Here is a 21,354-nt window from a genome sequence, read left to right on the forward strand (position 1 = left end):
TGCTCAGCGCAGCCAGCGGGCGGCCTCGACCGCCCAGTAGGTGAGCACCGAGCCCGCGCCCGCCCGGCGGATCGCGGTGAGCGTCTCGAGGATCGCCCGCTCCCGGTCGATCCAGCCGTTCGCCGCGGCCGCCTCCACCATCGCGTACTCGCCGCTGACCTGGTAGGCGCTGACCGGGACGTCGACGGCGTCGGCGACCCGGGCGACGATGTCCAGGTAGGGCCCGGCCGGCTTGACCATCACCGCGTCGGCGCCCTCGGCGAGGTCCTGGGCGACCTCGCGCAGCGCCTCGTCGGTGTTCGGCGGGTCCATCTGGTAGGTCGAGCGGTCACCGAACTGCGGCGCCCCCTCGGCCGCCTCGCGGAAGGGGCCGTAGAAGCCGGAGGCGTACTTGGCGGCGTAGGCCAGGATCGGCGTCTCGGTGAACGCGGCGCTGTCCAGCCCGGCACGGATCGCCGCCACCTGGCCGTCCATCATCCCGCTGGGGGCGATCACGTGCGCCCCGGCCTGGGCCTGGGCGATCGCCACGGCGGCGTAGCGGTCCAGCGTCGGGTCGTTGTCCACGACCCCCGCGGGGGTGACGACGCCGCAGTGCCCGTGATCGGTGTACTCGCACAGGCACAGGTCGGCCATCAGCACCAGCTCGTCGCCGAGGTCGGCGCGCAGCTGCTGCAGGGCGACGTTGACGATCCCGTCAGCGGCGTCGGCCTGCGAGCCGACGGCGTCCTTCTCCGCCGGGATGCCGAACAGCATCAGCCCGCTGATCCCCGCCTCGGCCGCCTCGGCGGCGGCCTTCCGCAGCGAGTCCAGGGTGTGCTGGACGACACCGGGCATCGAGGTGATCGGCACCGGCTCGGCGATGTCCTGCTTGACGAACACCGGCAGGACCAGGTCGGCCGGCGCGACCCGGGTCTGCGCCGTCCACCGGCGCATCGCCGAGGTCGACCGCAGCCGGCGGCCCCGGGCGAAGCCCGGGTTCGCCCCACCCTGGCCGGAGGTCACTTGGACTCCCCGGCCTCCGCCTCGGCCCGCCGGGCCTGGGCGAACTCCGCCAGCGCGTCGACCAGCGGCCCGACGGCCGCCGTCTCCGGCTGGACGTCGACCCGCAGGCCGAACTCGGTGGCGCTGGCCGCGGTGGCCGGGCCGATCACCGAGACGACGGTGCGGGCGTGCGGCTTGCCGGCGATGCCGACCAGGTTGCGCACCGTGGAGGACGAGGTGAAGCAGACGGCGTCGAAGCCACCCCCCTTGATCGCCTCGCGCACCGCGGCCGGCGGCGGCGCCGCCCGGACGGTGCGGTAGGCGGTGACGTCGTCGATCTCCCAGCCGCGCTCCTTGAGGCCCGCGGCGAGGGTCTCGGTGGCGATGTCGGCGCGGGGCAGCAGCACCCGGTCGATCGGGTCGAACACGTCGTCGTAGGGCGGGAAGTCGGCCAGCAGGCCCTCGCTGGACTGCTCGCCGCTGGGCACCAGCTCGGGCACGATGCCGAACTCACGCACCGCGTCGGCGGTCTGCTGCCCGACGCAGGCGACCTTGACCCCGGCGAAGGCGCGCGCGTCCAGGCCGAGCTCGGTGAACTTCTCCCGCACCGCGCGGACGGCGTTGGTGGAGGTGAAGACGATCCAGCCGTAGCGACCGGTGACCAGGCCCTTCACGGCGCGGTCCATCTGGGCCGGGCTGCGCGGGGGCTCCACGGCGATGGTCGGCACCTCGACCGGCACGGCGCCGTAGGCGCGCAGCCGCTCGCTCATGTCGCCGGCCTGCTCCTTGGTGCGCGGAACCAGCACCCGCCAGCCGAACAGCGGCCGGCTCTCCCACCAGGAGAGCTTGGCGCGCTTGTCGACGGCCGAGCCCACGGTGACCACGACCGCCCCGCTCAGGGAGTCCAGCCCGGCGCTCTTCTCGGCGACCGCGGAGAGCTTGGCGGCGACGCTCTTCTGCGCCGTCCCGGTGCCCTCGGTGGTGACCAGCACCGGCGTGCTGCCGGACAGGCCACCCTCGATCAGGCCGGCCGCCGTGCCGGCCAGCTGCTCGGCGTCGGCCTGCAGCACCAGCGGGCTGCCGGTGCCGGTCGCGGCGGCGGCCAGCGCCGCCAGGTCGACGGCGGCGTCGACCGGGCGCAGGTCGGCGTGCACCGAACCGGCGCCCAGCGGCACCCCGGCGTAGGCCGGCACGGCGGTGCCGACGGCGACGCCGGGGACGACGTCGAACGGCACGCTGGTGCGGGTGACGGCCAGCGCCTCCTTCACCACGGCGTCGCTGGTGAAGGGGTCACCGGCGATCAGCCGGACGACGACGTTGCCGTTCTTGGCCGCGGCGACCGCACCCTTGGCGACGTCGGTCGGCTCGCCGCTGACGGTGGTCAGCTCCAGGTCCGGGTGGGCCTCCTGCAGCGCCTCGCGCACGGCGGCGGAGACGTCCGGGTCGGCCAGCACCGTGTCGGCGCCGGCGATCGCGGCGCTGGCCCGGGCGGTCAGCAGCTCCGGGTCACCGGGCCCGGCGCCGACGAAGACGACCGTGCCCTTCCCGTTGCCGTTCTGCTTGCGTGAGCGCGTCATCGCGTGCTCCTGTTCCTGCCCCGAGTGGGGGTCGCTGCGGGTGGTACGGGACGAGTGGGGCGGGCGGCGCACCGGGCGCCGGCCGCTGGGGGGGCGCTCATCGGCCCAACGGAGTTCATCGGCCCAGCGCCATCAGGGTGGCGGCGCCGCGGTCGAGCAGCTCCTCGGCGAGCCGGCGGCCCAGCGCCTCGGCCTCGACGGCGGGCCCGGTGGCCGAGCCCCGGACGCCGTCGCTGCCGTCGATCGCGGTGACCGAGGCGCGCAGGTACAGCTCGGCGGTGCCGTCCTCGCCCTCGGCCAGCTCGGCGTGCGCGGCCACCGGAGCACTGCAGCCGGCCTCCAGCGCGGCGAGCACCGAACGCTCGGCGGCGACGCAGGCGCGCGCGGACGGGTCGTCGAGGGCGGCCAGCAGGTCCCGGACCCGGGCGTCGTCGGTGCGGCACTCGACGGCGAGCGCGCCCTGGGCGGGGGCCGGGAGCACCTGGATCGGGTCGAGCACCTCGGTGACCGCCGCCATCCGGTCCAGCCGGGCCAGCCCGGCCCGGGCCAGCACGACGGCGTCCAGCTCACCGGAGGTGACCTTGCCCATCCGGGTGTCCACGTTGCCGCGGATCGGCACGACGTCCAGCCCGAGCCCGAGGGCCCGCAGCTGCGCCATCCGGCGCGGTGCGCCGGTGCCCACCCGGGAGCCGGGGGGCAGCTCGCCGAGGGTCAGGCCGTCGCGGGCCACCAGCACGTCGCGCGGGTCCTGCCGCGGCGGGACGGCGGCGATCGTGAGCCCCGGAGCGGCCGCGGTCGGGAGGTCCTTGAAGCTGTGCACGGCCAGGTCGACGGTGTGCGCGTTGAGCGCGTCGCGTAGGGCACTGACGAAGACGCCGGTGCCGCCGAGCTGGCTGATCGCCTCGGTCGAGCGGTCGCCGAAGGTGCTGACGTGCACCAGCTCCACGGACACGCCGCTGGCCGCGGTGAGCGCGTCGGCGACGTGCTGGGACTGGGTGAGCGCCAGCTGGCTGGCCCGGGTGCCCAGCCGCAACGGGGCCTGCGCGGCGGTCACGTGGCACCGCCGGCGCGACCGTCGCGGGAGGCGTCGATCCGCGGGTCGAGCGCCGACAGCGGCGTACCGGCCGGCAGCTGCGGGTCGACGGTCACGGCGTCGGAGAGAGTGGCCCGGTCGCCGTCCAGGCCGAGGCCGAAGAGGGCGCGCAGGGCGTCGGCGTAGTCGGTGCCGCCGGGGGCAGCGGCCAGCTCCTTGACCCGCACGGTGGGCTCGTGCAGCAGCTTGTCCACCACCCGGCGCACGGTGCGGGCGATCTCGCTGCGGGCCTTGGCGTCCAGGTCCGGCAGCCGGGTGGACAGCCGCAGCAGCTCGGCGTCGACCACCTCGGCGGCCTGGCTGCGCAGCGCGGAGACGGTGGGGGCCACCGCGGCGGCCTGCCGCTCCGCCCGCAGCAGGGAGGTCTCCAGCTCGACCAGGGCGTGCGCGGCCGCGATGTCGTCGGCGGCCACCGAGCCCTCGACCGGCCGGCCGGGGTGCGCGGCGCGCTCACCCTGCAGCATCGCCAGGTCGACCACGTGCACGCCGGGCAGCGCGGCGACGCCCGGGTCGACGTCCCGGGGCAGCGCGAGGTCCACGATCGCCAGCGGCCGGCCGTCGCGGGCGGCCAGCGCGGCACTGACCACGTCGGTGCCGATGACCGTGCCGGTGGCGCCGGTGCAGGTGACCAGCACGTCGGCCGCGGCGAGCTCCCGCGGCAGCTGCTCCAGGTCGGCCTGCCGGCCGCCGATGGCCTCGGCGAGCCGGGCGGCGCTGGCCGGCGTCCGGCTGCTGACCGTGACCGCGGCACCACGCCGGGCCAGCGTGGTCGCGGCGAGCGCGCCCATCGACCCGGCGCCGACGACCAGCACGGGGCGGCCGGACAGCTCACCGAGTGTCTCGGTCACCCGGTCCAGTGCGACCGAGACCAGGGACGCCCCGGCCCGGTCGATGCCGGTCTCGGCGTGCACCCGCTTGCCGACCCGCAGCGCCCGCTGGGCGATCGGGTGCAGCTCGCGGCCGACCGTGCCCTCATCCTGGGCCAGCGCGTAGGCCGCCCGGAGCTGGCCGAGCACCTGGGTCTCGCCCACGACCATCGAGTCCAGGCCCGCGGCGACGGTGCACAGGTGCCCGATCGCCTGGTCCTCGTAGTAGACGGTGACGTACGGGGAGAGCTCCTCCACCGTGGCCCCGGCGTGCCGGGCGAGCACCCGGCTGACGTCGGTGACCCCGCCGTGGAAACGGTCGACCTCGGCGAAGACCTCGATGCGGTTGCAGGTGGCCAGCACGATGGCCTCGCTGACGTGGTCGCTGTCGACCAGCTCGTGCAGCGTCTTGACCTTGTCGTCACCGGTCATGCTCACCTGCTCGAGCAGGGACACCGGTGCGGTCTGGTGGCTGATGCCGACGGCGAGCAGGCTCATCGGACACCCCCCTGGGCAGTGGCCCGCACCGGGGCGAGCACCGGCGGGGCGCCGTCCCGCTGCTGGTCCAGGAACGCCAGCACCTGCAGCTCCACGGAGAGGTCCACCTTCCGGACGTCGACCCCGGCGGGGACCGACAACGCCACCGGCGCGAAGTTCAAGATGCTCCTCACCCCGGCCGCGACCAGGCGGTCACAGACCGTCTGGGCCACGTCGGCCGGTGTCGTGATGACCCCGATGGTCGCCTGCGTCTCGGCGACGAGGCCCTCCAGCTCGGCCACCGGGCGGACGGTCAGCCCGCCCACCTGGTGCCCGACCGTGGCCGGGTCGGTGTCGAGCAGGCCGACGAACTGGAAGCCACGGCTGGCGAACCCGCTGTAGTCGGCCAGCGCCGACCCCAGCCGGCCGATGCCGACCAGCACGCAGGCCCGGGAACGCTCCCCGCCGAGTGCCTCGGTCAGCCGGTCCCGCAGGCCCGCGACGGAGTACCCGACGCCGCGCACCCCGCACGGACCCAGGTAGGACAGGTCCTTGCGCAGGCCGGCGGGGTTCACCCCGGCCGCGGAGGCCAGCTCCCCGGAGGAGACGTGACTGCGACCGCCGTCGGCGAGGCCGGCCAGCACCCGCAGGTACACGGCCAGCCGGGCGACGGTGGCCTCCGGGATGATCCGGGGCCGCGACTCGGGCACGGGCAGACTCCACAGCGATCCGACCGCGACCGGCGGGAGCCGGGGACGATCGGGGGGACTTCAGGGCAGACGGGCGCGTCGGCGCCCGGCGAACGCCACGGTAACCGCTTGTGAACGCCTGAACAAAGTCGCCGACCGCGTCTGCGCAGGTCGCCGGGGTTGGTTGTGGTGAGGACCACCCCGCCCCGCACCCGTACGGGTGGCCGATCAGCTCGGGCCGGGCACCCCGAGGTCACGCCGCAGCCGGACGACGTCGACGGTGAAGTGGCTGTGCTCCCGGCCGTCCAGCAGCACCACCGGCACCCGGTCGCCGTACTCGACGCGCAGCTCCACGTCGGCGTCGACGTCCACCAGCTCGACGCCCAGGCCCGCCTCCCCGCCGATCCGGGTCAGCGTCTCCGCGGCGACGACGCACAGGTGGCAGCCCTCACGGGTCAGCAGCTGCAGCCGGGGCTCAGGCACCGCCGTCCTCCGTACCGGCCGCGGCGGCGGCCCGCTCCAGTCCCAGCTCGCGCAGCCGGGCCCGGCTGACCTTGCCGGCAAGCGAGTGCGGCAGCTCGGGCACGAAGTGCACGGCGACCGGCACCTTGAACCGGGCCAGCGACCGGCCGGCGTGCTCCCGCAGCTCGGCCTCGGTGACCTCTGCCCCCGGCGCCCGGACGACGACCGCGTGCACCGCCTCCCCGGTCCGCTGGTCCGGCACGCCGATCACCGCGCTCTCCGCGATGCCCGGGTGCTCGGCCAGCACCCGCTCGACCTCGCCGGGGTAGACGTTGAAGCCGCTGACCAGCACCAGGTCACGCCGCCGGTCGACCAGCTTGAGGTCGCCCGCGGCGTCCCGGTAGGCGATGTCCCCGGTGAGCAGCCAGCCCTCGTCGTCCGGGCCGTCGGCGCCGTCGGGCCAGTAGCCGCTGAACAGGTTGGGGCCGCGGACGCTGATCTCCCCGGCCTCGTCCTCGCCGTCGCCGTCCTCGTCGGTGAACGGGTCGCCGAACACGTCGCCGCGCACCCGGCTGCCGGGGTCCGGCCCGGCGGTCGGCCCGCCGGCGGTGTCCCGCAGCACGAGCTCGACGCCGGGCAGCGGCCCGCCGATGCACTCGGGCTTGGCCCGGCCGGTGGCCAGGGTGCTGGCCAGCACGGGCGCCGCCTCGGTGAGGCCGTAGCCCTCCCAGACCGTCACCGCGGCGCGGGTGCGCATCGCCTCGAACAGCGCCCCGGGCATTGGCGCGGCGCCGCAGCTGGCGGTGCGCACGGCGGCGAAGCCGCGCCGCAGCACGGCGTCGCTGCCGGCGGCGTCGGCCAGCGCCAGCCAGGCCGCGTACATCGGCGGGGCCCCGGGCACCGCGCTGACCTCCTCGGCCGCCATCAGCGCGAGGGTCGCGGCCGGGTCGAACTCCTGGACGACGACGGCGCAGGCCGCAGTGGCCGCCACCAGGCCCCAGCCGCTGTTGAAGCCGTAGACGTGGAACAGCGGCAGCACGAGCAGCACCCGGTCCCCGGCGCGCACCGGCGGCGGGTCGAGGGCGAGCAGCTGCCGCTGGTTGGCCAGCAGCGCGGCGTGGGTGAGCATGGCGCCGCGGGGGCGGCCGGTCGTGCCGCTGGTGTAGGCCAGCAGGGCGAGCGCCGCGGGGTCGTCGGGGTCCTCCGGAGCCGGGCCGTCGGCCGCGGGCGGGCCGACGGCCACCGGGACGCCGGCCAGCTCCGGCCGGGCCTGCGCCACCACGAACAGCCGGGCCCCGGAGTCGGTGAGCAGGTGCTCGACCTCGGGGTCGGTGAAGGCGGTGTTGACCGGCACGACGACCAGCCCGGCGCGCAGCGCCCCCATCACCGCGACCACCCAGTCGGCGCCGTTGGGCAGCTGCACGGCGACCCGGTCGCCGGCGGCCAGGCCCCGGGCGGCGTACCCGGCAGCGGAGCGGTCGACCAGCTCGTCCACCTCCGACCAGGTCAGCCGCCGGTCGCCGGCCACCAGGGCCGGGGAGCTGCCCGCCGTCCGCGCCGCCCGCCGGACCAGCGCGGAGAAGGAACGCACCTCGGTCTCCGGCACGCCGTCCGGCACCTCGTCGACCGGCACGGGGACCTCCGCAGGGCATCGGCCGTCTCGGACGGCGGGAACGTGGACGCAGCGGCACGATGGTGTCATCCGAGCTTGCGCGCCGCAGCCGTCCCACTCGTGCGCCCGGGCGGCAGGGACCGGACCGGCTGCCTCGGCGAGGCAGGAGGAGGTGCCGCCGGCATGAACCGACCCCGCCCTGCGGTCGACACCGCTGCGCCGCCTCCGGCGCCGACCGCGACCCGTCCGGCGTGCCGTCCGCGCCTGGGTCCCCTCCCGCGTCCAGCCGCCGACGACGGCGCCCCTCCGGAGGCTCGTGCTCTGCTGCCTCCCAGGCAGCAGAGCACGAGCTCGCGCGGAGGCCTGGTCCCGGTCGACCGGATGCCGGTCGACGTGCCCGCCACCGCTGGACAGCTGGACGTCTGGGAGCAGGTCCGCCGGGCCCAGGCCGGCGACGCCGAGGGGTTCGGCCGGCTCTACGACCGCTACTCCGGGGTCGTCTTCCGCTACCTGCTCCCCCGGGTGCACGACCGGGCGACCGCGGAGGACCTCACCAGCGAGACCTTCGTGCGCGCGTTCCGCCGCATCGACTCGCTGTCCTTCCAGGGCCGCGACGTCGGCGCGTGGCTGGTGACCATCGCCCGCAACCTCGTGCTGGACCACCTGAAGAGCGGCCGGTACCGGCTGGAGGTCAGCACCGCCGACATGCGGGAGGTCGACCGGGCCACCGACGGCACGGAGGACGCCGTGCTGCGCAGGCTGGCCTCCGCCGAGGTGCTCGCCGGGGTGCGGCAGCTGTCCGCCGACCAGCGCGAGTGCCTGGTGCTGCGCTTCCTGCAGGGGCTGTCCGTGGCCGAGACGGCAGCCGCGATGGGCCGCAAGGACGGTGCGGTCAAGGCGCTGCAGCACCGGGCGGTGCGCCGGCTGGCGGCGCTCCTGCCCGACGGCCTCCGGTGACCGGGCCGCCACGCACCAAGGTCGGGCCGACCGACGGCCGGCGGGCGGACCGGCGACGCTAGGGTCGCCAACGACGAGGAGCAGACGCACGGAGGTGGTCCGGAGTGGTCCGAGTGCCGTTCCGGGGCCGTGCTGCCTCCGCGCCCGCCGAGCTCGAGGACGAGGAGGCGCGCGCCCTCGTCGCCGGGGCTGCCTCCGCGGCCGCCGCGGAGACCGAGCCCACCACCCCGGCGCCGGACCGCACCGCCGCGGCGTTCTTCGACGTCGACAACACGATGATGATGGGCGCCTCGCTGTTCTGGTTCGCCCGCGGACTCGCCGCCCGCAAGTACTTCACCTCCCGGGACGTGGCCTCGTTCGTCTGGCAGCAGGCCAAGTTCCGGATCGCCGGCAGCGAGAGCGCGTCCGACATGCACACCGTGCGGGACAACGCGCTGGCCTTCGTCGCCGGCCGCGAGGTGCAGGAGATCATCGACGCCGGCGAGGAGATCTACGACGAGCTGATGGCCGACCGCATCTGGTCGGGCACCCGCAACCTCGCCCAGCAGCACCTGGACGCCGGCCAGCGGGTCTGGCTGGTCACCGCCACCCCCGTCGAGCTGGCCTCGATCATCGCCCACCGCCTCGGCCTGACCGGCGCGCTGGGCACCGTCTCCGAGATCGTCGACGGCCGCTACACCGGCCGGCTGGTCGGCGAGATGATGCACGGGGAGTCCAAGGCCCAGGCGGTGCGGGCCCTGGCCGAGCGGGAAGGCCTCGACCTGACCCGCTGCACCGCCTACAGCGACTCCACCAACGACCTGCCGATGCTCACCCTGGTGGGCTCCGCGGTCGCGGTGAACCCCGACTCCGAGCTGCGCGCCGTGGCCCGCTCACGCGGCTGGACCGTGAAGGACTTCCGCACCGGCCGCAAGGCCGCCCGGATCGGCGTCCCGACCGTCGGCGCGGCCGCGGTCTCCGGCGGCCTCGTCGGCGGCCTCATCTCACTGCGCCGCCGCAACCGCTGGCCGTTCTGAACCGGGACGCCGACCCCGTGGCCCAGCTGCAGTGGATGTCACCGGAGCAGTACCTGGCGCGGCTGATGTGGGAGCTGGGCATCGTCCCCACGGAGGCCGCCGGTCTCCGGATCTGCGCGACCGAGGGGTTCGACCGCGACGCGGTGCGCCGGACGACGCAGGCGCTCGCGCTGGTGCGGGAACAGCTGTCCGACCACTGGCGGCGCGACGGCGACGGGACGCTGGCCGAGGCGCTGGACCGAGCGGCCGCCGACCAGTGGGCCCGGTCGGGGCTCGGGCTCCCCCCGACGCCCGACCCGGGCTGAGACCGTCAGCTGAAGACGCTGCGGCGCTGCAGGAGGAGCCGGTAGAGCGAGTGCTGGATGGTCTCGCGCACCTGGTCGGTCAGGTTGAACACGGTCATCGGATCGTCCGCGGCCGCGGGGCCGTAGGACGCCGTCTCGATCGGCTCGCCGAAGGCGATGAACCACTTCGACGGCAGCGGGACCGCACCCAGCGGGCCCAGCAGCGGGAAGGTCGGGGTGATCGGGAAGTACGGCAGGCCGAGCAGCCGGGCAGCCGTGCGGGCGTTGCCGATCATCGGGTAGATCTCCTCGGCGCCGACGATCGCGCACGGCACGATCGGGGTGCCGGTGCGCAGGGCGGCGCTGACGAAGCCCCCGCGGCCGAACCGCTGCAGGGTGTACCGCTCGTGGAACGGCTTGCCGACGCCCTTGAAGCCCTCCGGGAAGACGCCCACCACCTCACCGCTGGACAGCAACCGCTCGGCGTCCTCGTTGCAGGCCAGGGTCACGCCGAGCTTGCGCGCCAGCGACCCGATGAAGGGCACCTGGAACACCAGGTCGGCGCCGAGCAGCCGCAGCCGGCGGGCCGACGGGTGCTCGTCGTGCAGGGCCACTGTGGCCATCAGCGCGTCGACCGGCACGGTGCCCGAGTGGTTGGCCACCACCAGGGCACCGCCGACGTCGGGCACGTGCTCCAGCCCCTGGGTCTCCACCCGGAACCAGCGGTGGAACCAGGGGCGCAGCCCGGGCAGCAGGACGTGGTCGGTCAGGTCGGGGTCGAAGCCGAACTCGTCGGTGTCGTACTCCCCGGTCAGCCGGCGCCGCAGGAACTCCAGCCCACCCGCCAGCTGCTCGTCCCAGCTGGGTTCGGCCTGCGGCGGGGTCGGCTGCTCGTCGTCCGGGCGCAGCGGGATCACCCGGGCCTCAGGCATCGCGCACCGCCCGCAGGCCCGGCACCGGGGGCGCCGCGCGGCGCCGGTCGCCGAGCAGGCCCTGGACGGCGGTGATGCCACCGGCGACCCGGCCGACGGCCGAGCGGGCGGTGCCGGTCACCTCGGCGACCAGCTGGGGATCGACCACAGGAGGCACGGTACGGGCGTAGTCGGCCAGCGCCTCGCCGGTGGTGTACCGCGGGCGGTAGCCGAACTCCTCGCGCAGCACGCGGGTGTCCACGACCCGGCCGAAGTTCAGGAAGCGCATCTGCTCCGGTGACCAGTCGACCAGGGCGCCGCGGCGGGTGAGCCGGCCCAGTGAGCCCATCGCGACCTCCGGGACCGGGAGCGCCACCCGGCCGAGCCGGCGGATCGCCTGGGAGAGCAGCACGGTGCCCGCGGCTCCCACGTTCACCGTGCCGACGAAGTCACCCATGGCTGCCTGCCGGAGCACCGCCACGGCGTCGTCCTCGTGCAGCAGCTGGACCCGGGCGTCGTAGCCGAGGGCCGTGGGCACCACCGGCATGCGCAGGAAACCGGAGAGCAGCGAGTCGATCCGCGGGCCGATGAGGTTGGTGAAGCGCAGCACCGCCACCCCGACGTCGGGCCGGTGACGGGCGAAGGAGCGGACGTAGCTCTCGATGTCGAGGCTGTCCTTGGCGAAGCCACCGCCGGGCACGCGACGGGCCTGCATCGTCTCGGTGAAGACGGCCGGGTCGCGGGAGCTGGCGCCGTAGACCGCGCTGGTGCTCTTGAGCACCAGCCGGCGGACCTGCGGCGACCGCTGGCAGGCAGCCAGCAGCTGCATGGTGCCGATGACGTTGAGCTCCTTCATCGACACCCGCCCCCCGGCGCCGGCCGGGGTGGCGCTGATGTTCATGTGGACGACGGTGTCCACCGACGCCGACTCGATCACCTTCCCGATCAACGGGCTGCGGATGTCGGCGCGGACGAACTCGGTGCGTCCGAGGCGGCGGAGCACCTCGGGGGCCGGGGGGACGGTGTCCACCCCGATGACCCGGTCGATCGCCGGGTCGGCGGCGAGCTCGGCCGCCAGCGCGCCGCCCAGCCACCGGCTCACGCCGGTGACGAGGACGACCGCGGGCGGCACGAGCGTCAGCTCACTTCTTGTTGCGCCGCTGCACGCGGGTCTTCTTGAGGAGCTTGCGGTGCTTCTTCTTCGCCATCCGCTTGCGGCGCTTCTTGATGACCGAACCCATGTCCTGCTCCCGACGTCGTGTCCGCCCGGCGTCCGGGGAGCGTGACCGGGGTGGTCAGACAGCTCCGTGGTCCGGGTACCGGGCGAGTGATCTGCTCGTGCGCGGCCGCCCCGGTGGAGGGGCAGAACCGCTCAGCGCCCGAGCCTACCCGGCGGACCACCGACGAGCCGGGACGGCCGCCCTGCGGGCCCCCATCGGGGGCACCACCTCGGCGGCCGGCGCCCGCTGCAGGGTCCCGCCGCGAGCGGCGGGGGCAGCGGGGTGCCTGCTCAGGCGATGTCGGTGTAGGCGTCGCGCAGGTAGTCGTGCACGGCCCGCTCCGGGACGCGGAAGGAGCGGCCGACGCGGACGGCGGAGAGCTCGCCACCGTGGACGAGGCGGTAGACGGTCATCTTCGAGACGCGCATCAGGGCGGCGACCTCGGCGACGGTCAGGAAGGCGACGGCGGCGCGGGGGGCCGGGACGGCGGCCGGACGGCCGACCGGCATGGCGGCCGGGTGGGCCGCGGGCACCGGGCGGGACAGGGCGGCGGCGTTGATGGGGCGACCCATCGGACGCGGGGCCGGGACCCCCGGGCGGGTGGTCTGGATGGTGGCGCGCTGGGGCATGGTCACGTCGTTCGTCTCCGGTCTCAGCGCTCCCGCGGCCACCGGCTTCCCCACCGGCGGGCGTGTCACGTTCGCGCTGGAATGACCATATGGGGGCCGGAGTGACAGAAGCGATGGGTGAAACGGACAGGCGGACCGGTCCGTCCTGGGCACAAGTGGACAGAGACACCCTGTGACACACCAGTAACGGCGTGTTGTCCCCAAGTCGACTGGTCCGCCCAGCCCTCGATCCACAGGAAACTGTGGAAAACCACAGGCTTGTGATTCACCTGTGCACCTCTGGGACGGAGCGACACCAGCTCTCAAGGCGCGTCGGCTGCACTGCGCGCCCACCCGGTGACCGGATCGGGATGGCGTGGGTCAGCCGTCGGCGCGGCCGAGCTCGACCGAGCGGCGGTGCGCGGCCTCGATCGCCGCGATCAGCGCCGCCCGGACACCGTGCCGTTCCAGCTCACGGACGGCGGCGATCGTCGTCCCCCCGGGGCTGGTCACGGCCTCCCGCAGCTGCACCGGGTGCTCCCCGGAGTCGCGGAGCATCACCGCCGAGCCGTAGGCGGTCTGCACGATCAGGTCGGCCGCCAGGTCGCGCGGCAGGCCGAGCAGGATGCCGGCGTCGATCATCGCCTCGACCAGGAAGAAGAAGTAGGCCGGACCACTGCCGGACAGAGCCGTCACGGCGTCCTGCTGGCTCTCCGGCACCCGCCGGACCTCCCCCACCGGCGCCAGCAGGGCCTCCGCCGCGTCCAGGTGCTCCTCGGTGGCGTGCGCACCGGCCGACAGCACGCTCATGCCGGCCTCCACGAGGGCCGGGGTGTTCGGCATGACCCGGACCACCGGCGTCCCGGTGGGCAGGAAGCCCTCGATCCGGCCGGTCGGCACCCCTGCTGCCACCGAGACCACCAGGTGGTCGGTGGTCACGTGCGGCGCCAGCAGCTCCAGCAGCGCGTCGATGTCCTGCGGCTTGACCGCCAGCAGCAGCACGCGGGCGCGGGCCGCGGCCCCCGCGAGGTCGGCGGTGCCCACCCCGTGCCGGGCCGCCAGCTCCGCGGCCCGCTGCGGGTTCCGCTCGACCACCAGCACGCCCTCGCCGGTGCCGGCCTGGCGCACCAGACCGGCGAGCAGCGCCTCACCGATCTTGCCGCCGCCGATGATGGCCAGCTGGGCGCCCGAGTCGCCGCGTCCCGCAGTGATCATGCCCGCGACGGTAGTGCCCGCCCGTGTGTGCCGCGGGCCGGCGGGGTAGGCGCCGGCCATGTCCGGAGAACTGAACGGCAAGCGGGTGGCGGTGCTCGCCACGGACGGCGTGGAGCAGGTCGAGCTCGACCAGCCGTGGCAGGCCCTGGTCGACGCGGGGGCCCAGCCGGAGCTGATCGGCCTGGCCGCCGGGACCATCACCGCCTACGACCACATCGACAAGGGCGACACCAAGGACGTCGACGTGGCCCTGTCCGACGCAGACCCGTCGTCCTACGACGCGCTGGTGCTGCCCGGCGGGGTGATCAACGGCGACTTCGTGCGGGCCGATCCGGCCGCCGTCTCCTTCGTGAAGGCCTTCTTCGACGCCGGCAAGCCGGTGGCGGCGATCTGTCACGCACCGTGGGTGCTCGTCGAGGCCGACGTCGTCCGTGGCCGCCGGATGACCTCCTGGCCCTCGCTGCAGACCGACCTGCGCAACGCCGGGGCGCAGTGGGTCGACGAGGAGGTCGTCGTCGACGGCAACCTCACCACCAGCCGCAAGCCCGACGACCTGCCGGCCTTCGGGCGCACCCTGGTCGAGCAGTTCGCCGCGGCCGGCTGACGCCGGACGTCCCGGTCAGCCGGCCGCGAGCAGGCCGGCGGCCGGGGCGATCACCAGCACGGTCGCGGCCAGCAGCAGCACCGCGAGCAGCTGCACCCCCAGCGGCCCCTGCCCCTGGCGCTTCCGCCAGGCCGCCACGCCCGCGATCAGCCCGGTGATGGTCAGGGGCGCGGCCACCAGGGCGCCGTAGGGCACCAGTTCCCACAGCACGGTGAAGAGGAAGTAGACGCCGACCCCGACGGCCAGGGCGACCACCAGCTCCCCGACGAACCGCGCCCACGCGAGCACGCCGTCCCGGCCGGTGAGCGGCTCGGGCTCCGCCGTGCCGGCCGCCGCCTGTGCGGTGACGACCGGGATGGGGCCGGTGACCGGGTGCTCGGCGGCCTGGCGGGCCCGGGCAGCCGCCTCCGCCGCCTTCGACTGCGGGGTGGCCCGCGGCGCGGCGGCCGACGACGAGCCCGTGCTGGGCGAGCCGGCCGGGATCGCCGACGTCGACGGCCCCTGGCCGTACAGCGCGGACGCCGGGTCGTTGTCGCTCTTGCGGCGGGCCGGCACGACCGGCGGGGGCGCGGCGTCGCCACGCGAGCCGACCGGTCCGGTGCCGGACAACGGCCCCGGCCCGGCCGGCGCAGGCTGCGGTGCGGCGGCCGGTGCGCGGGGCGGCGTGGGCGTGCGGGGCGGGGCGTCCGGGCTGGCCAGCCCGGCAGCGGGGCGCCAGGCGGGTTCCGGCGCCGGGGTCCACACCGGCTGCGAGCGACCGGGGGCCGGCGTGGCGGCGGGGCCACGCGCGGCCCCGCCGGGGGCACGCGGCGCCGCACGCGGCGCCTGCGGTGCGGGGTCGGCGCGACCGGTGTCGACGCGGGCGTTGCGTCCGGTGGTGGGGACGCGGGCGTTGCGGCCGGTCACCGACGGGTCCTCGCCGGTCTTGCGCCGCCGGCCCGGGCGGGTGCCCAGCTCGCTCTCCAGCCCGTGCTCGCGCAGGATCTCCGCCAGCGAGCGGACGCTGTACTCCCCTGAGTCAGGCTGCGACATCAGGCCCCCTCCAGCTGGTCCAGGCGGCGCAGGATGACTCCCTCACGCAGCGCCCACGGGCAGATCCGCACGCACGGTACGTCCACCGCCCGCATCGCGGCCTGCGCCACGACGGCACCGGCCGGCACCTGGTGCGCCCGCTGGACGGAAACGCCCTGCAGTTCGGCCAGTGCGGAGGACTCGATCCGCGAGACGAAGCCGAGCACCTGGGACAGCCCGGTGTCGGTCAGCTCGCGGGGGGCGCGCAGCCCGGCGGCGGACGGCGCGGCGCCGGCCAGCCGGGCGAGGGTGCGGAACGTCTTGGAGGTCGCGGCGACCAGGTCGGGGTCGCCGGCGCCGCGCAGCTCCTTGCCGACCGGGGCCAGCAGCTCGGCGGCGTACCGGTCGAGGTCGGCGAGCGCGGCCAGGTCCGGGCGCCCGCCCGTCTCGGCGCGGGGCAGGAACCGGCGGGTCATCCGCCCGGCCCCCAGCGGCACCGACAGGGCGACGTCGGGGTCCTCGTCCACGCCGGTGGCCAGCTCCAGCGACCCACCGCCGATGTCGAGCACCAGCAGCCGGCCGGCACTCCAGCCGAACCAGCGGCGCACCGCCAGGAAGGTCAGCCGCGCCTCGTCCTCCCCGGAGAGGACCTGCAGGTCCACCCCGGTCTGCTCCCGCACCCGGCGGAGCACCGCGGCGCCGTTGTCGGCCTCCCGGATCGCCGAGGTCACGAACGCCATCAGCTCGTCGCAGCGCCGCTCGGCCGCCTGCTGGCGGGCCCGCTGCACCGCGTTGAGCAGGGACTTCTCCCCCGCCTTGGACAGCTTTCCGTCCGGTCCGATCTGCTCGGCCAGGCGCAGCACGGAGCGGTCGTCGTGCATGGGCGTCGGGTGCGCGCCGCGGTGCGCGTCCACCACCACCAGGTGCACGGTGTTCGAGCCGACGTCCAGCACCCCGAGTCGCATGCCCGAGAGTCTGCCGGGTCGGGCGCCTACGCTGCGCCGGTGGACCCGAGCGCGCCCGCCGACCCCCCGTCCGAGGTCGGCCTGGACTTCCCCCGTGAGTGGGTCGAGTTCCTCGACCCGGCCGACCCCGAGCACCTCGTCCGGGCCGACCTGACCTGGCTGACCAGCGCCTGGACCTGCGTGTTCGGTCGCGGCTGCGCCGGTGTGGTGGCCGGCCGCGCCGAGGACGGCTGCTGCAACCACGGGGCCTTCTTCACCGACACCGACGACCTGGACCGGGTGGAGGCCGCGGTGGCCGACCTCACCCCGGCCGACTGGCAGCGTCACCCGGGAACGGCGGTCGGCCGCGACGACTGGACCGAGCCGGACACGCTGACCGAGCCGGCGCCGGGCGAGACCGCCGAGCAGGCACTGCGCACGCGCGTGGTCGACGGGGCCTGCGTCTTCCTCAACCGGCCGGGCCACCCGGCCGGCGCCGGCTGCGCGCTGCACGCCATGGCGCTGCGGCAGGGCCGGCACCCGCTGGAGACCAAGCCGGACGTCTGCTGGCAGCTGCCGGTGCGCCGGGAGCAGGAGTGGGTCGACCGCCCGGACGAGACGCGGGTGCTGGTCTCCACGATCGGTGAGTTCGACCGCCGCGGCTGGGGGCCGGGCGGGCACGACCTGCACTGGTGGTGCACCGGCTCGCCGACCGCCCACGTCGCCGCCGAGCCACTGGTGGAGACCTACGGTCCGGAGCTCACCGAGCTGCTGGGCCCGGCCGCCTACGCCGAGCTACGCCGGCTGACCGAGGCCCGCCTCGACGCCGGGCTGGTCGCCCCACACCCCGCCAGCCCCCGGCCGGTGCCCGTGGAGCTGCACCGGCGCCGTCCCGACTGAGCCGGTCGTCCGAGCAGCCCGGAAGGTCTGCCGGTAGGCGCGCGGGGAGACCCCGCGCCGCCGGGCGAACTGCTCGCGCAGCCCGGCGGCGGTGCCGAAGCCGACCAGCCGGGCGATCTCCTCGACGGGGGCGTCACTGCCCTCCAGCAGCGCCTCTGCAGCGGCCAGCCGCTGCCCGAGCAGCCAGGCGTGCGGCGTCGTCCCGGTGGTGGCCTTGAACCGCCGGGCGAAGCTGCGGGGGCTCATCAGCGCCCGCCGGGCGAGCAGGTCGACGGTGAGCTCCTCCGCCAGGTGCGCCCGCGCCCACTCCAGGACGGCGCCGAGCAGGTCGTCCTCGCAGCGGGCGACCGGGGCGTCGATGAACTGGGCCTGCCCGCCGTCCCGGTGCGGGGGCACGACCATGTCCCGGGCCAGTGCGTTGGCCGCGGCCGCGCCCCACTCGCGCCGGACCAGGTGCAGCAGCGTGTCGACACCGGCGGCGGTGCCCGCACCGGTGATCAGCCGCCCGCAGTCGACGTAGAGGACGGCGGGGTCGACCGTCACCGCGGGGAAGCGGGCGGCCAGCTCGCCGGCGTAGCGCCAGTGGGTGGTGGCTCGGCAGCCGTCCAGCAGGCCGGCGTGGGCGAGGACGAACGCCCCGGTGCACTGGCTGACGATGATCGCGCCACGGTCCTGGGCGGTGCGCAGTGCGGCGACCAGCTCCGGCGACGGCACGCGGTCGTACAGCTCCCAGGCGGTGAGGGTGACGATGTCGGACCGGGCCAGCCGGTCCAGCCCCTCGTCGACCAGCAGCCGGAGCCCGGTGTCGGTGCGCACCTGTCCGGGGTGCTCGGTGACCAGGGCGAAGTCGAACCGCGGCAGGCCCATCGCCGTCCGGTCGTAGCCGAAGACCTCGCTGGTCACGCCGAGGCCGAAGCTGCCCACCACGCCGTCGGCGACGACCGCACTGACCACCAGGGGCCGGTCCGCTGTGTCCATGGACACAGGATGGCAGAGCCGTGGCGGTCGCGGTCAGTTCTGCCACTCGTCGGTGCCGTCCGGCCCGAGCACGCTCCCCTCATGTTGCTGATCACCTGCCCCGTGACCCGGACCGACGAGCTGGTCGCCCACCGGCGCATCAGGTCGGTCGTCAACCACCCGACGCACATCGCGGTGACCCTGGAGTGCCCGGCCTGTGGGAACACCCACGTGGTGCGCACCGGCCGCCGCTGGGAGGCCGCCCGGGCCCGCGCCGGTGCCGCATCCCGGTCCGCCGCACAGGCCTCGATCGCCGACGCCGCCCGAGCTGCGCGCACCGGCGTCCCGGCGTAGCTTCGAACACATGAGCGAAGCGAACAACACCGGCCCGGACAGCCCGCAGAGCACCGAGAAGGACCCCTCGGACTGGGTCACCGGCGGTGAGCCGGCCACCGGCGCGCAGAAGAGCTACCTGAACACCCTGGCCCGCGAGGCCCAGGAGGACGTCCCCGACGACATCAGCAAGGCCGACGCCTCCAAGAAGATCGACGAGCTCCAGGAAGAGACCGGCCGCGGCCAGTAGCCGCCAGCCTCGAAGGGCGGCCACGTCACCACGGTCGCCTGAGAGCCGGGACACCGGAGACCACCGGTGGTCATGCCGGACGGCGGGCCCGCAGGGTCCACCTCCGGCATGACGGGGCCCGCCGCAGGCGGTCGCGCCGGATGGCGGGCCCGCAGGGTCCACCTCCGGCGCGACGGGAGCGGCTCAACTCAAGGCGAGTCGGCTCCTGGCCGCGGTGCGATCCGGAGGATCGCCATCTGTCACGCCTCGAACTTGTAGCCCAGGCCGCGGACAGTGACCAGGTAGCGCGGGTTGGCCGGGTCGGGCTCGAGCTTGGCGCGCAGCCGCTTGACGTGCACGTCGAGGGTCTTGGTGTCCCCGACGTAGTCCGCCCCCCAGACCCGGTCGATCAGCTGGCCGCGGGTGAGCACCCGGCCGGCGTTGCGCAGCAGCAGCTCGAGCAGGTCGAACTCCTTGAGCGGCAGCGAGATCGGCTCGCCGTCCACGGCGACCACGTGCCGGTCGACGTCCAGCCGCACCGGGCCGGCCGCCAGGGTCGCCTCCGCGGACGGTTCGGCGTCGGTGCCGCGCCGCAGCACGGCCCGGATGCGGGCGACGAGCTCCCGCGCGGAGTAGGGCTTGGTGACGTAGTCGTCGGCTCCCAGCTCCAGGCCGACGACCTTGTCGATCTCGGCGTCCTTGGCCGTCAGCATGATGATCGGCACGGAGCTCTTGGCACGCAGCGACCGGCAGACCTCGGTGCCCGACAGCCCGGGCAGCATGAGGTCCAGCAGCACGATGTCGGCCCCGGCCCGGTCGAACTCGACGAGCGCGTCCGTCCCGGTGGCGGCGACGACGGTGTCGTAGCCCTCCCGCCGCAACATGTAGGACAGCGCGTCGGAGAAGGACTCCTCGTCCTCCACCACGAGCACTCGGGTCATGACCGTCCTCTCTGCAGGGCCCCGGAGGGCCCGTCATCGGCCCCGGCGGGGCCCTCGTCGGTTGTCTGGCGGCTGTGCAGCGGCGGGACCGGCGGCCGCTCGGGGGCACCTTCGTCCAGTGCTTCCTCGCCGGCCGCGAGCGGGATCCGCAGGGTGAAGGTCGAGCCGAGGCCCTCCTCGCTCCACACGGTCACGGCGCCACCGTGGTTGCTGGCCACGTGCTTGACGATCGCCAGGCCGAGCCCGGTGCCCCCGGTGGCACTGGCCCGGGACTGGTCGACCCGGTAGAAGCGCTCGAAGACCCGCGAGCGGTCCTGGCGCGGGATGCCGATGCCGGAGTCGGTCACGGCGATCTCGGCGAAGCCCGACCGGGCCCGGGCGCCGACGGCGATCGTGGTGCCCCCGGGGCTGTAGGCGACGGCGTTGGCCAGCAGGTTGGTCAGCGCGGTGGCCAGCTGTGCCTCCACCCCGCGGACGACGAGGCCGGGCTGGGCGGCGACGGCGAGCTGGATGTCCTTGGCGGCGGCCGCGGCGCGGGTGCGGTCGACCGCCTCGCCGACCACGGTGCCGACGGCGACCGGCACGAGCTCGGGCAGCGGCTCGGCGCCCTGCAGCCGGGAGAGGTCGATCAGCTCGCGCACCAGCCGGGCCAGCCGGTCGGCCTCGTGCTGCATCCGCGTGGCGAAGCGCTGCACCGTCTCGGGGTCGTCGGCGGCTCCCTCGACGGCCTCGGCGAGCAGTGCGAGCGCGCCGACCGGCGTCTTCAGCTCGTGCCCGACGTTGGCGACGAAGTCCCGGCGGACCGCCTCGACCCGGCGGGCCTCGGTGACGTCCTGCAGCACGAGGGCGACCGGGCCCGGGGAACCGACCGGGCCGCTGCCCAGCCGGATGCCGTGCACGCCGACCATCCGCGGGCCGCTGCCGACCAGGTCGCCGGGGAGGGAGACGTCGGCGCGCCGACTGCCGGCGGACTGCACGTCGCGGGCGACCTCGACCAGGTCGGGCACCAGCAGCCGGTCGCCGCGCAGGATCCCCAGCGCCCGGGCGGAGGGGTTGGCGAGCAGGACGCCCTCGTCGGGGCCGATGAGGACGACGGCCGGGTCCATCAGGTCGACGAGCCGGCGGCTGAGCACCTCGTCGGAGTCACCGCGCGGCGCACCACGCTCGTCGGGGGTGGCCTCGCGCGGGCCGGCGGTGCCACGGACCCGGGCGCGCAGCGACGGCACGGCCAGTGCCACCGACGTCGTCAGCAGCAGGCCGATCACCAGGCCCACCAGCAGGGCGACCACCGGGTCCACGACGCCGATGCTAGACATCGATGGTCCGCTGACCAGCCTGTCGAGCGACCGTCACCCGGTCGGGGCGGGACTGTTCACCGGCCTGCACCTGCCCGTTCACCTGGCGGCTGCCTGTGCCCGGCGCGCGGGTCTCTACCCTCGTTGCTACACGTGTCGCGCGCGTCGGGCG

24 protein-coding genes are annotated in these 21,354 nt (G+C 75.3%); 7 read left to right on the forward strand and 17 right to left on the reverse strand.

Translation table 11 applies throughout. From position 1 onward, the window contains the following. Window positions 1–3: 3 nt before the first annotated feature. The 7 genes from hemB to HLA93_RS10595 all read right to left on the reverse strand — a co-directional run bounded on the left by hemB (window position 4) and on the right by HLA93_RS10595 (window position 7,778). Window positions 4–1,002: a porphobilinogen synthase gene (gene hemB / locus HLA93_RS10565; RefSeq protein WP_222194360.1), complete on the reverse strand. Its 999-nt coding sequence runs from the start codon at window positions 1,000–1,002 to the stop codon at window positions 4–6. Continuing rightward, a complete protein-coding gene (locus HLA93_RS10570) occupies window positions 999–2,558 on the reverse strand; it encodes a uroporphyrinogen-III synthase (RefSeq protein WP_222194361.1) in 1,560 nt (519 codons plus the stop codon). The genes hemB and HLA93_RS10570 overlap by 4 nt, the downstream gene beginning before the upstream one ends. Before the next feature lie 115 nt (window positions 2,559–2,673). Beyond that, window positions 2,674–3,612 carry a hydroxymethylbilane synthase gene (gene hemC, locus HLA93_RS10575; protein WP_222194362.1) on the reverse strand — a complete coding sequence of 313 codons (939 nt, stop codon included), beginning with the start codon at window positions 3,610–3,612 and terminating at the stop codon, window positions 2,674–2,676. After that, window positions 3,609–5,015 (reverse strand): glutamyl-tRNA reductase, encoded by a 1,407-nt coding sequence (locus HLA93_RS10580; RefSeq protein WP_222194363.1) that lies wholly within the window; start codon window positions 5,013–5,015, stop codon window positions 3,609–3,611. The genes hemC and HLA93_RS10580 overlap by 4 nt, the downstream gene beginning before the upstream one ends. Further along, window positions 5,012–5,704, reverse strand: a complete 693-nt coding sequence (locus HLA93_RS10585) for a redox-sensing transcriptional repressor Rex (protein WP_222194364.1) — start codon at window positions 5,702–5,704, stop codon at window positions 5,012–5,014. Before HLA93_RS10585 ends, HLA93_RS10580 begins: the two co-directional genes overlap by 4 nt. Window positions 5,705–5,911: 207 nt before the next feature. After that, window positions 5,912–6,166 (reverse strand): glutaredoxin family protein, encoded by a 255-nt coding sequence (locus HLA93_RS10590; RefSeq protein WP_222194365.1) that lies wholly within the window; start codon window positions 6,164–6,166, stop codon window positions 5,912–5,914. Continuing rightward, complete coding sequence (locus tag HLA93_RS10595; RefSeq protein WP_308128056.1) at window positions 6,159–7,778, reverse strand: AMP-binding protein; 1,620 nt, start codon at window positions 7,776–7,778, stop codon at window positions 6,159–6,161. Before HLA93_RS10595 ends, HLA93_RS10590 begins: the two co-directional genes overlap by 8 nt. Window positions 7,779–8,138: 360 nt before the next feature. Here HLA93_RS10595 and HLA93_RS10600 point away from each other — a divergent pair, with 360 nt between their 5' ends. The 3 genes from HLA93_RS10600 (at window position 8,139) to HLA93_RS10610 (ending at window position 10,035) form a co-directional block, all read left to right on the forward strand. Continuing rightward, entirely contained in the window at window positions 8,139–8,714 is a 576-nt protein-coding gene (locus HLA93_RS10600; protein ID WP_246626399.1) for a sigma-70 family RNA polymerase sigma factor, read from the forward strand. A gap of 104 nt (window positions 8,715–8,818) precedes the next feature. Continuing rightward, window positions 8,819–9,730 carry an HAD family hydrolase gene (locus HLA93_RS10605; protein ID WP_222194368.1) on the forward strand — a complete coding sequence of 304 codons (912 nt, stop codon included), beginning with the start codon at window positions 8,819–8,821 and terminating at the stop codon, window positions 9,728–9,730. A 17-nt stretch (window positions 9,731–9,747) separates the two neighbouring features. Next, entirely contained in the window at window positions 9,748–10,035 is a 288-nt protein-coding gene (locus tag HLA93_RS10610; RefSeq protein ID WP_222194369.1) for a hypothetical protein, read from the forward strand. Between the two features lie 5 nt (window positions 10,036–10,040). Here HLA93_RS10610 and HLA93_RS10615 read toward each other — a convergent pair whose 3' ends face one another. The 5 genes from HLA93_RS10615 to proC form a co-directional block, all read right to left on the reverse strand. Continuing rightward, window positions 10,041–10,946: a lysophospholipid acyltransferase family protein gene (locus HLA93_RS10615; protein ID WP_222194370.1), complete on the reverse strand. Its 906-nt coding sequence runs from the start codon at window positions 10,944–10,946 to the stop codon at window positions 10,041–10,043. Then, complete coding sequence (locus HLA93_RS10620; RefSeq protein ID WP_222194371.1) at window positions 10,939–12,057, reverse strand: NAD-dependent epimerase/dehydratase family protein; 1,119 nt, start codon at window positions 12,055–12,057, stop codon at window positions 10,939–10,941. The genes HLA93_RS10615 and HLA93_RS10620 overlap by 8 nt, the downstream gene beginning before the upstream one ends. A gap of 10 nt (window positions 12,058–12,067) precedes the next feature. Further along, window positions 12,068–12,166 (reverse strand): 30S ribosomal protein bS22, encoded by a 99-nt coding sequence (locus tag HLA93_RS10625; RefSeq protein ID WP_012854759.1) that lies wholly within the window; start codon window positions 12,164–12,166, stop codon window positions 12,068–12,070. Between the two features lie 269 nt (window positions 12,167–12,435). Beyond that, window positions 12,436–12,774 carry a helix-turn-helix domain-containing protein gene (locus HLA93_RS22520; RefSeq protein ID WP_281425289.1) on the reverse strand — a complete coding sequence of 113 codons (339 nt, stop codon included), beginning with the start codon at window positions 12,772–12,774 and terminating at the stop codon, window positions 12,436–12,438. A 360-nt stretch (window positions 12,775–13,134) separates the two neighbouring features. Further along, complete coding sequence (gene proC / locus HLA93_RS10635) at window positions 13,135–13,968, reverse strand: pyrroline-5-carboxylate reductase (RefSeq protein ID WP_222194372.1); 834 nt, start codon at window positions 13,966–13,968, stop codon at window positions 13,135–13,137. A gap of 58 nt (window positions 13,969–14,026) precedes the next feature. Here proC and HLA93_RS10640 point away from each other — a divergent pair, with 58 nt between their 5' ends. After that, a complete protein-coding gene (locus HLA93_RS10640) occupies window positions 14,027–14,572 on the forward strand; it encodes a type 1 glutamine amidotransferase domain-containing protein (protein WP_222194373.1) in 546 nt (181 codons plus the stop codon). A gap of 15 nt (window positions 14,573–14,587) precedes the next feature. On the opposite strand, the gene HLA93_RS10645 is transcribed toward HLA93_RS10640, so the two are convergent. Continuing rightward, window positions 14,588–15,604 (reverse strand): hypothetical protein, encoded by a 1,017-nt coding sequence (locus HLA93_RS10645; RefSeq protein ID WP_222194374.1) that lies wholly within the window; start codon window positions 15,602–15,604, stop codon window positions 14,588–14,590. After that, entirely contained in the window at window positions 15,604–16,548 is a 945-nt protein-coding gene (locus tag HLA93_RS10650; RefSeq protein ID WP_222194375.1) for a Ppx/GppA phosphatase family protein, read from the reverse strand. The genes HLA93_RS10645 and HLA93_RS10650 overlap by 1 nt, the downstream gene beginning before the upstream one ends. Window positions 16,549–16,587: 39 nt before the next feature. Here HLA93_RS10650 and HLA93_RS10655 point away from each other — a divergent pair, with 39 nt between their 5' ends. Further along, window positions 16,588–17,427: a hypothetical protein gene (locus HLA93_RS10655; protein WP_222194376.1), complete on the forward strand. Its 840-nt coding sequence runs from the start codon at window positions 16,588–16,590 to the stop codon at window positions 17,425–17,427. Here the strand turns inward: HLA93_RS10655 and HLA93_RS10660 are convergent. Continuing rightward, entirely contained in the window at window positions 17,323–18,405 is a 1,083-nt protein-coding gene (locus tag HLA93_RS10660; protein ID WP_222194377.1) for a helix-turn-helix domain-containing protein, read from the reverse strand. The two genes, HLA93_RS10655 and HLA93_RS10660, sit on opposite strands and share 105 nt — an antisense overlap. An 81-nt stretch (window positions 18,406–18,486) precedes the next feature. Between HLA93_RS10660 and HLA93_RS10665 the strand changes: the two genes are divergently transcribed. Next, a complete protein-coding gene (locus HLA93_RS10665) occupies window positions 18,487–18,738 on the forward strand; it encodes a hypothetical protein (protein WP_222194378.1) in 252 nt (83 codons plus the stop codon). 10 nt (window positions 18,739–18,748) lie between these two features. After that, window positions 18,749–18,967: a DUF3072 domain-containing protein gene (locus HLA93_RS10670; protein WP_222194379.1), complete on the forward strand. Its 219-nt coding sequence runs from the start codon at window positions 18,749–18,751 to the stop codon at window positions 18,965–18,967. Window positions 18,968–19,206: 239 nt separating this feature from the next. On the opposite strand, the gene HLA93_RS10675 is transcribed toward HLA93_RS10670, so the two are convergent. After that, a complete protein-coding gene (locus HLA93_RS10675) occupies window positions 19,207–19,887 on the reverse strand; it encodes a response regulator transcription factor (RefSeq protein WP_222194380.1) in 681 nt (226 codons plus the stop codon). Beyond that, window positions 19,884–21,203 carry a sensor histidine kinase gene (locus HLA93_RS10680; RefSeq protein WP_246626400.1) on the reverse strand — a complete coding sequence of 440 codons (1,320 nt, stop codon included), beginning with the start codon at window positions 21,201–21,203 and terminating at the stop codon, window positions 19,884–19,886. Before HLA93_RS10680 ends, HLA93_RS10675 begins: the two co-directional genes overlap by 4 nt. Between the last annotated feature and the right edge of the window lie 151 nt (window positions 21,204–21,354).

Source organism: Modestobacter italicus (assembly GCF_019799965.1).
Taxonomy (GTDB): Bacteria; Actinomycetota; Actinomycetes; order Mycobacteriales; family Geodermatophilaceae; genus Modestobacter; species Modestobacter italicus_A.

What these genes read in the sequence shown, in the direction of transcription:
- HLA93_RS10640 (WP_222194373.1), top strand. Translation starts at nt 14,027, where the DNA reads ATGTCCGGAGAACTGAACGGCAAGCGGGTGGCGGTGCTCGCCACGGAC.
- HLA93_RS10680 (WP_246626400.1), bottom strand. Translation starts at nt 21,203, where the DNA reads ATGTCTAGCATCGGCGTCGTGGACCCGGTGGTCGCCCTGCTGGTGGGC.
- HLA93_RS10600 (WP_246626399.1), top strand. Translation starts at nt 8,139, where the DNA reads ATGCCGGTCGACGTGCCCGCCACCGCTGGACAGCTGGACGTCTGGGAG.
- HLA93_RS10670 (WP_222194379.1), top strand. Translation starts at nt 18,749, where the DNA reads ATGAGCGAAGCGAACAACACCGGCCCGGACAGCCCGCAGAGCACCGAG.
- HLA93_RS10615 (WP_222194370.1), bottom strand. Translation starts at nt 10,946, where the DNA reads ATGCCTGAGGCCCGGGTGATCCCGCTGCGCCCGGACGACGAGCAGCCG.
- HLA93_RS10625 (WP_012854759.1), bottom strand. Translation starts at nt 12,166, where the DNA reads ATGGGTTCGGTCATCAAGAAGCGCCGCAAGCGGATGGCGAAGAAGAAG.
- HLA93_RS22520 (WP_281425289.1), bottom strand. Translation starts at nt 12,774, where the DNA reads ATGCCCCAGCGCGCCACCATCCAGACCACCCGCCCGGGGGTCCCGGCC.
- HLA93_RS10580 (WP_222194363.1), bottom strand. Translation starts at nt 5,015, where the DNA reads ATGAGCCTGCTCGCCGTCGGCATCAGCCACCAGACCGCACCGGTGTCC.
- HLA93_RS10570 (WP_222194361.1), bottom strand. Translation starts at nt 2,558, where the DNA reads ATGACGCGCTCACGCAAGCAGAACGGCAACGGGAAGGGCACGGTCGTC.
- HLA93_RS10650 (WP_222194375.1), bottom strand. Translation starts at nt 16,548, where the DNA reads ATGCGACTCGGGGTGCTGGACGTCGGCTCGAACACCGTGCACCTGGTG.
- proC (WP_222194372.1), bottom strand. Translation starts at nt 13,968, where the DNA reads ATGATCACTGCGGGACGCGGCGACTCGGGCGCCCAGCTGGCCATCATC.
- HLA93_RS10660 (WP_222194377.1), bottom strand. Translation starts at nt 18,405, where the DNA reads ATGGACACAGCGGACCGGCCCCTGGTGGTCAGTGCGGTCGTCGCCGAC.
- HLA93_RS10645 (WP_222194374.1), bottom strand. Translation starts at nt 15,604, where the DNA reads ATGTCGCAGCCTGACTCAGGGGAGTACAGCGTCCGCTCGCTGGCGGAG.
- HLA93_RS10675 (WP_222194380.1), bottom strand. Translation starts at nt 19,887, where the DNA reads ATGACCCGAGTGCTCGTGGTGGAGGACGAGGAGTCCTTCTCCGACGCG.
- HLA93_RS10665 (WP_222194378.1), top strand. Translation starts at nt 18,487, where the DNA reads ATGTTGCTGATCACCTGCCCCGTGACCCGGACCGACGAGCTGGTCGCC.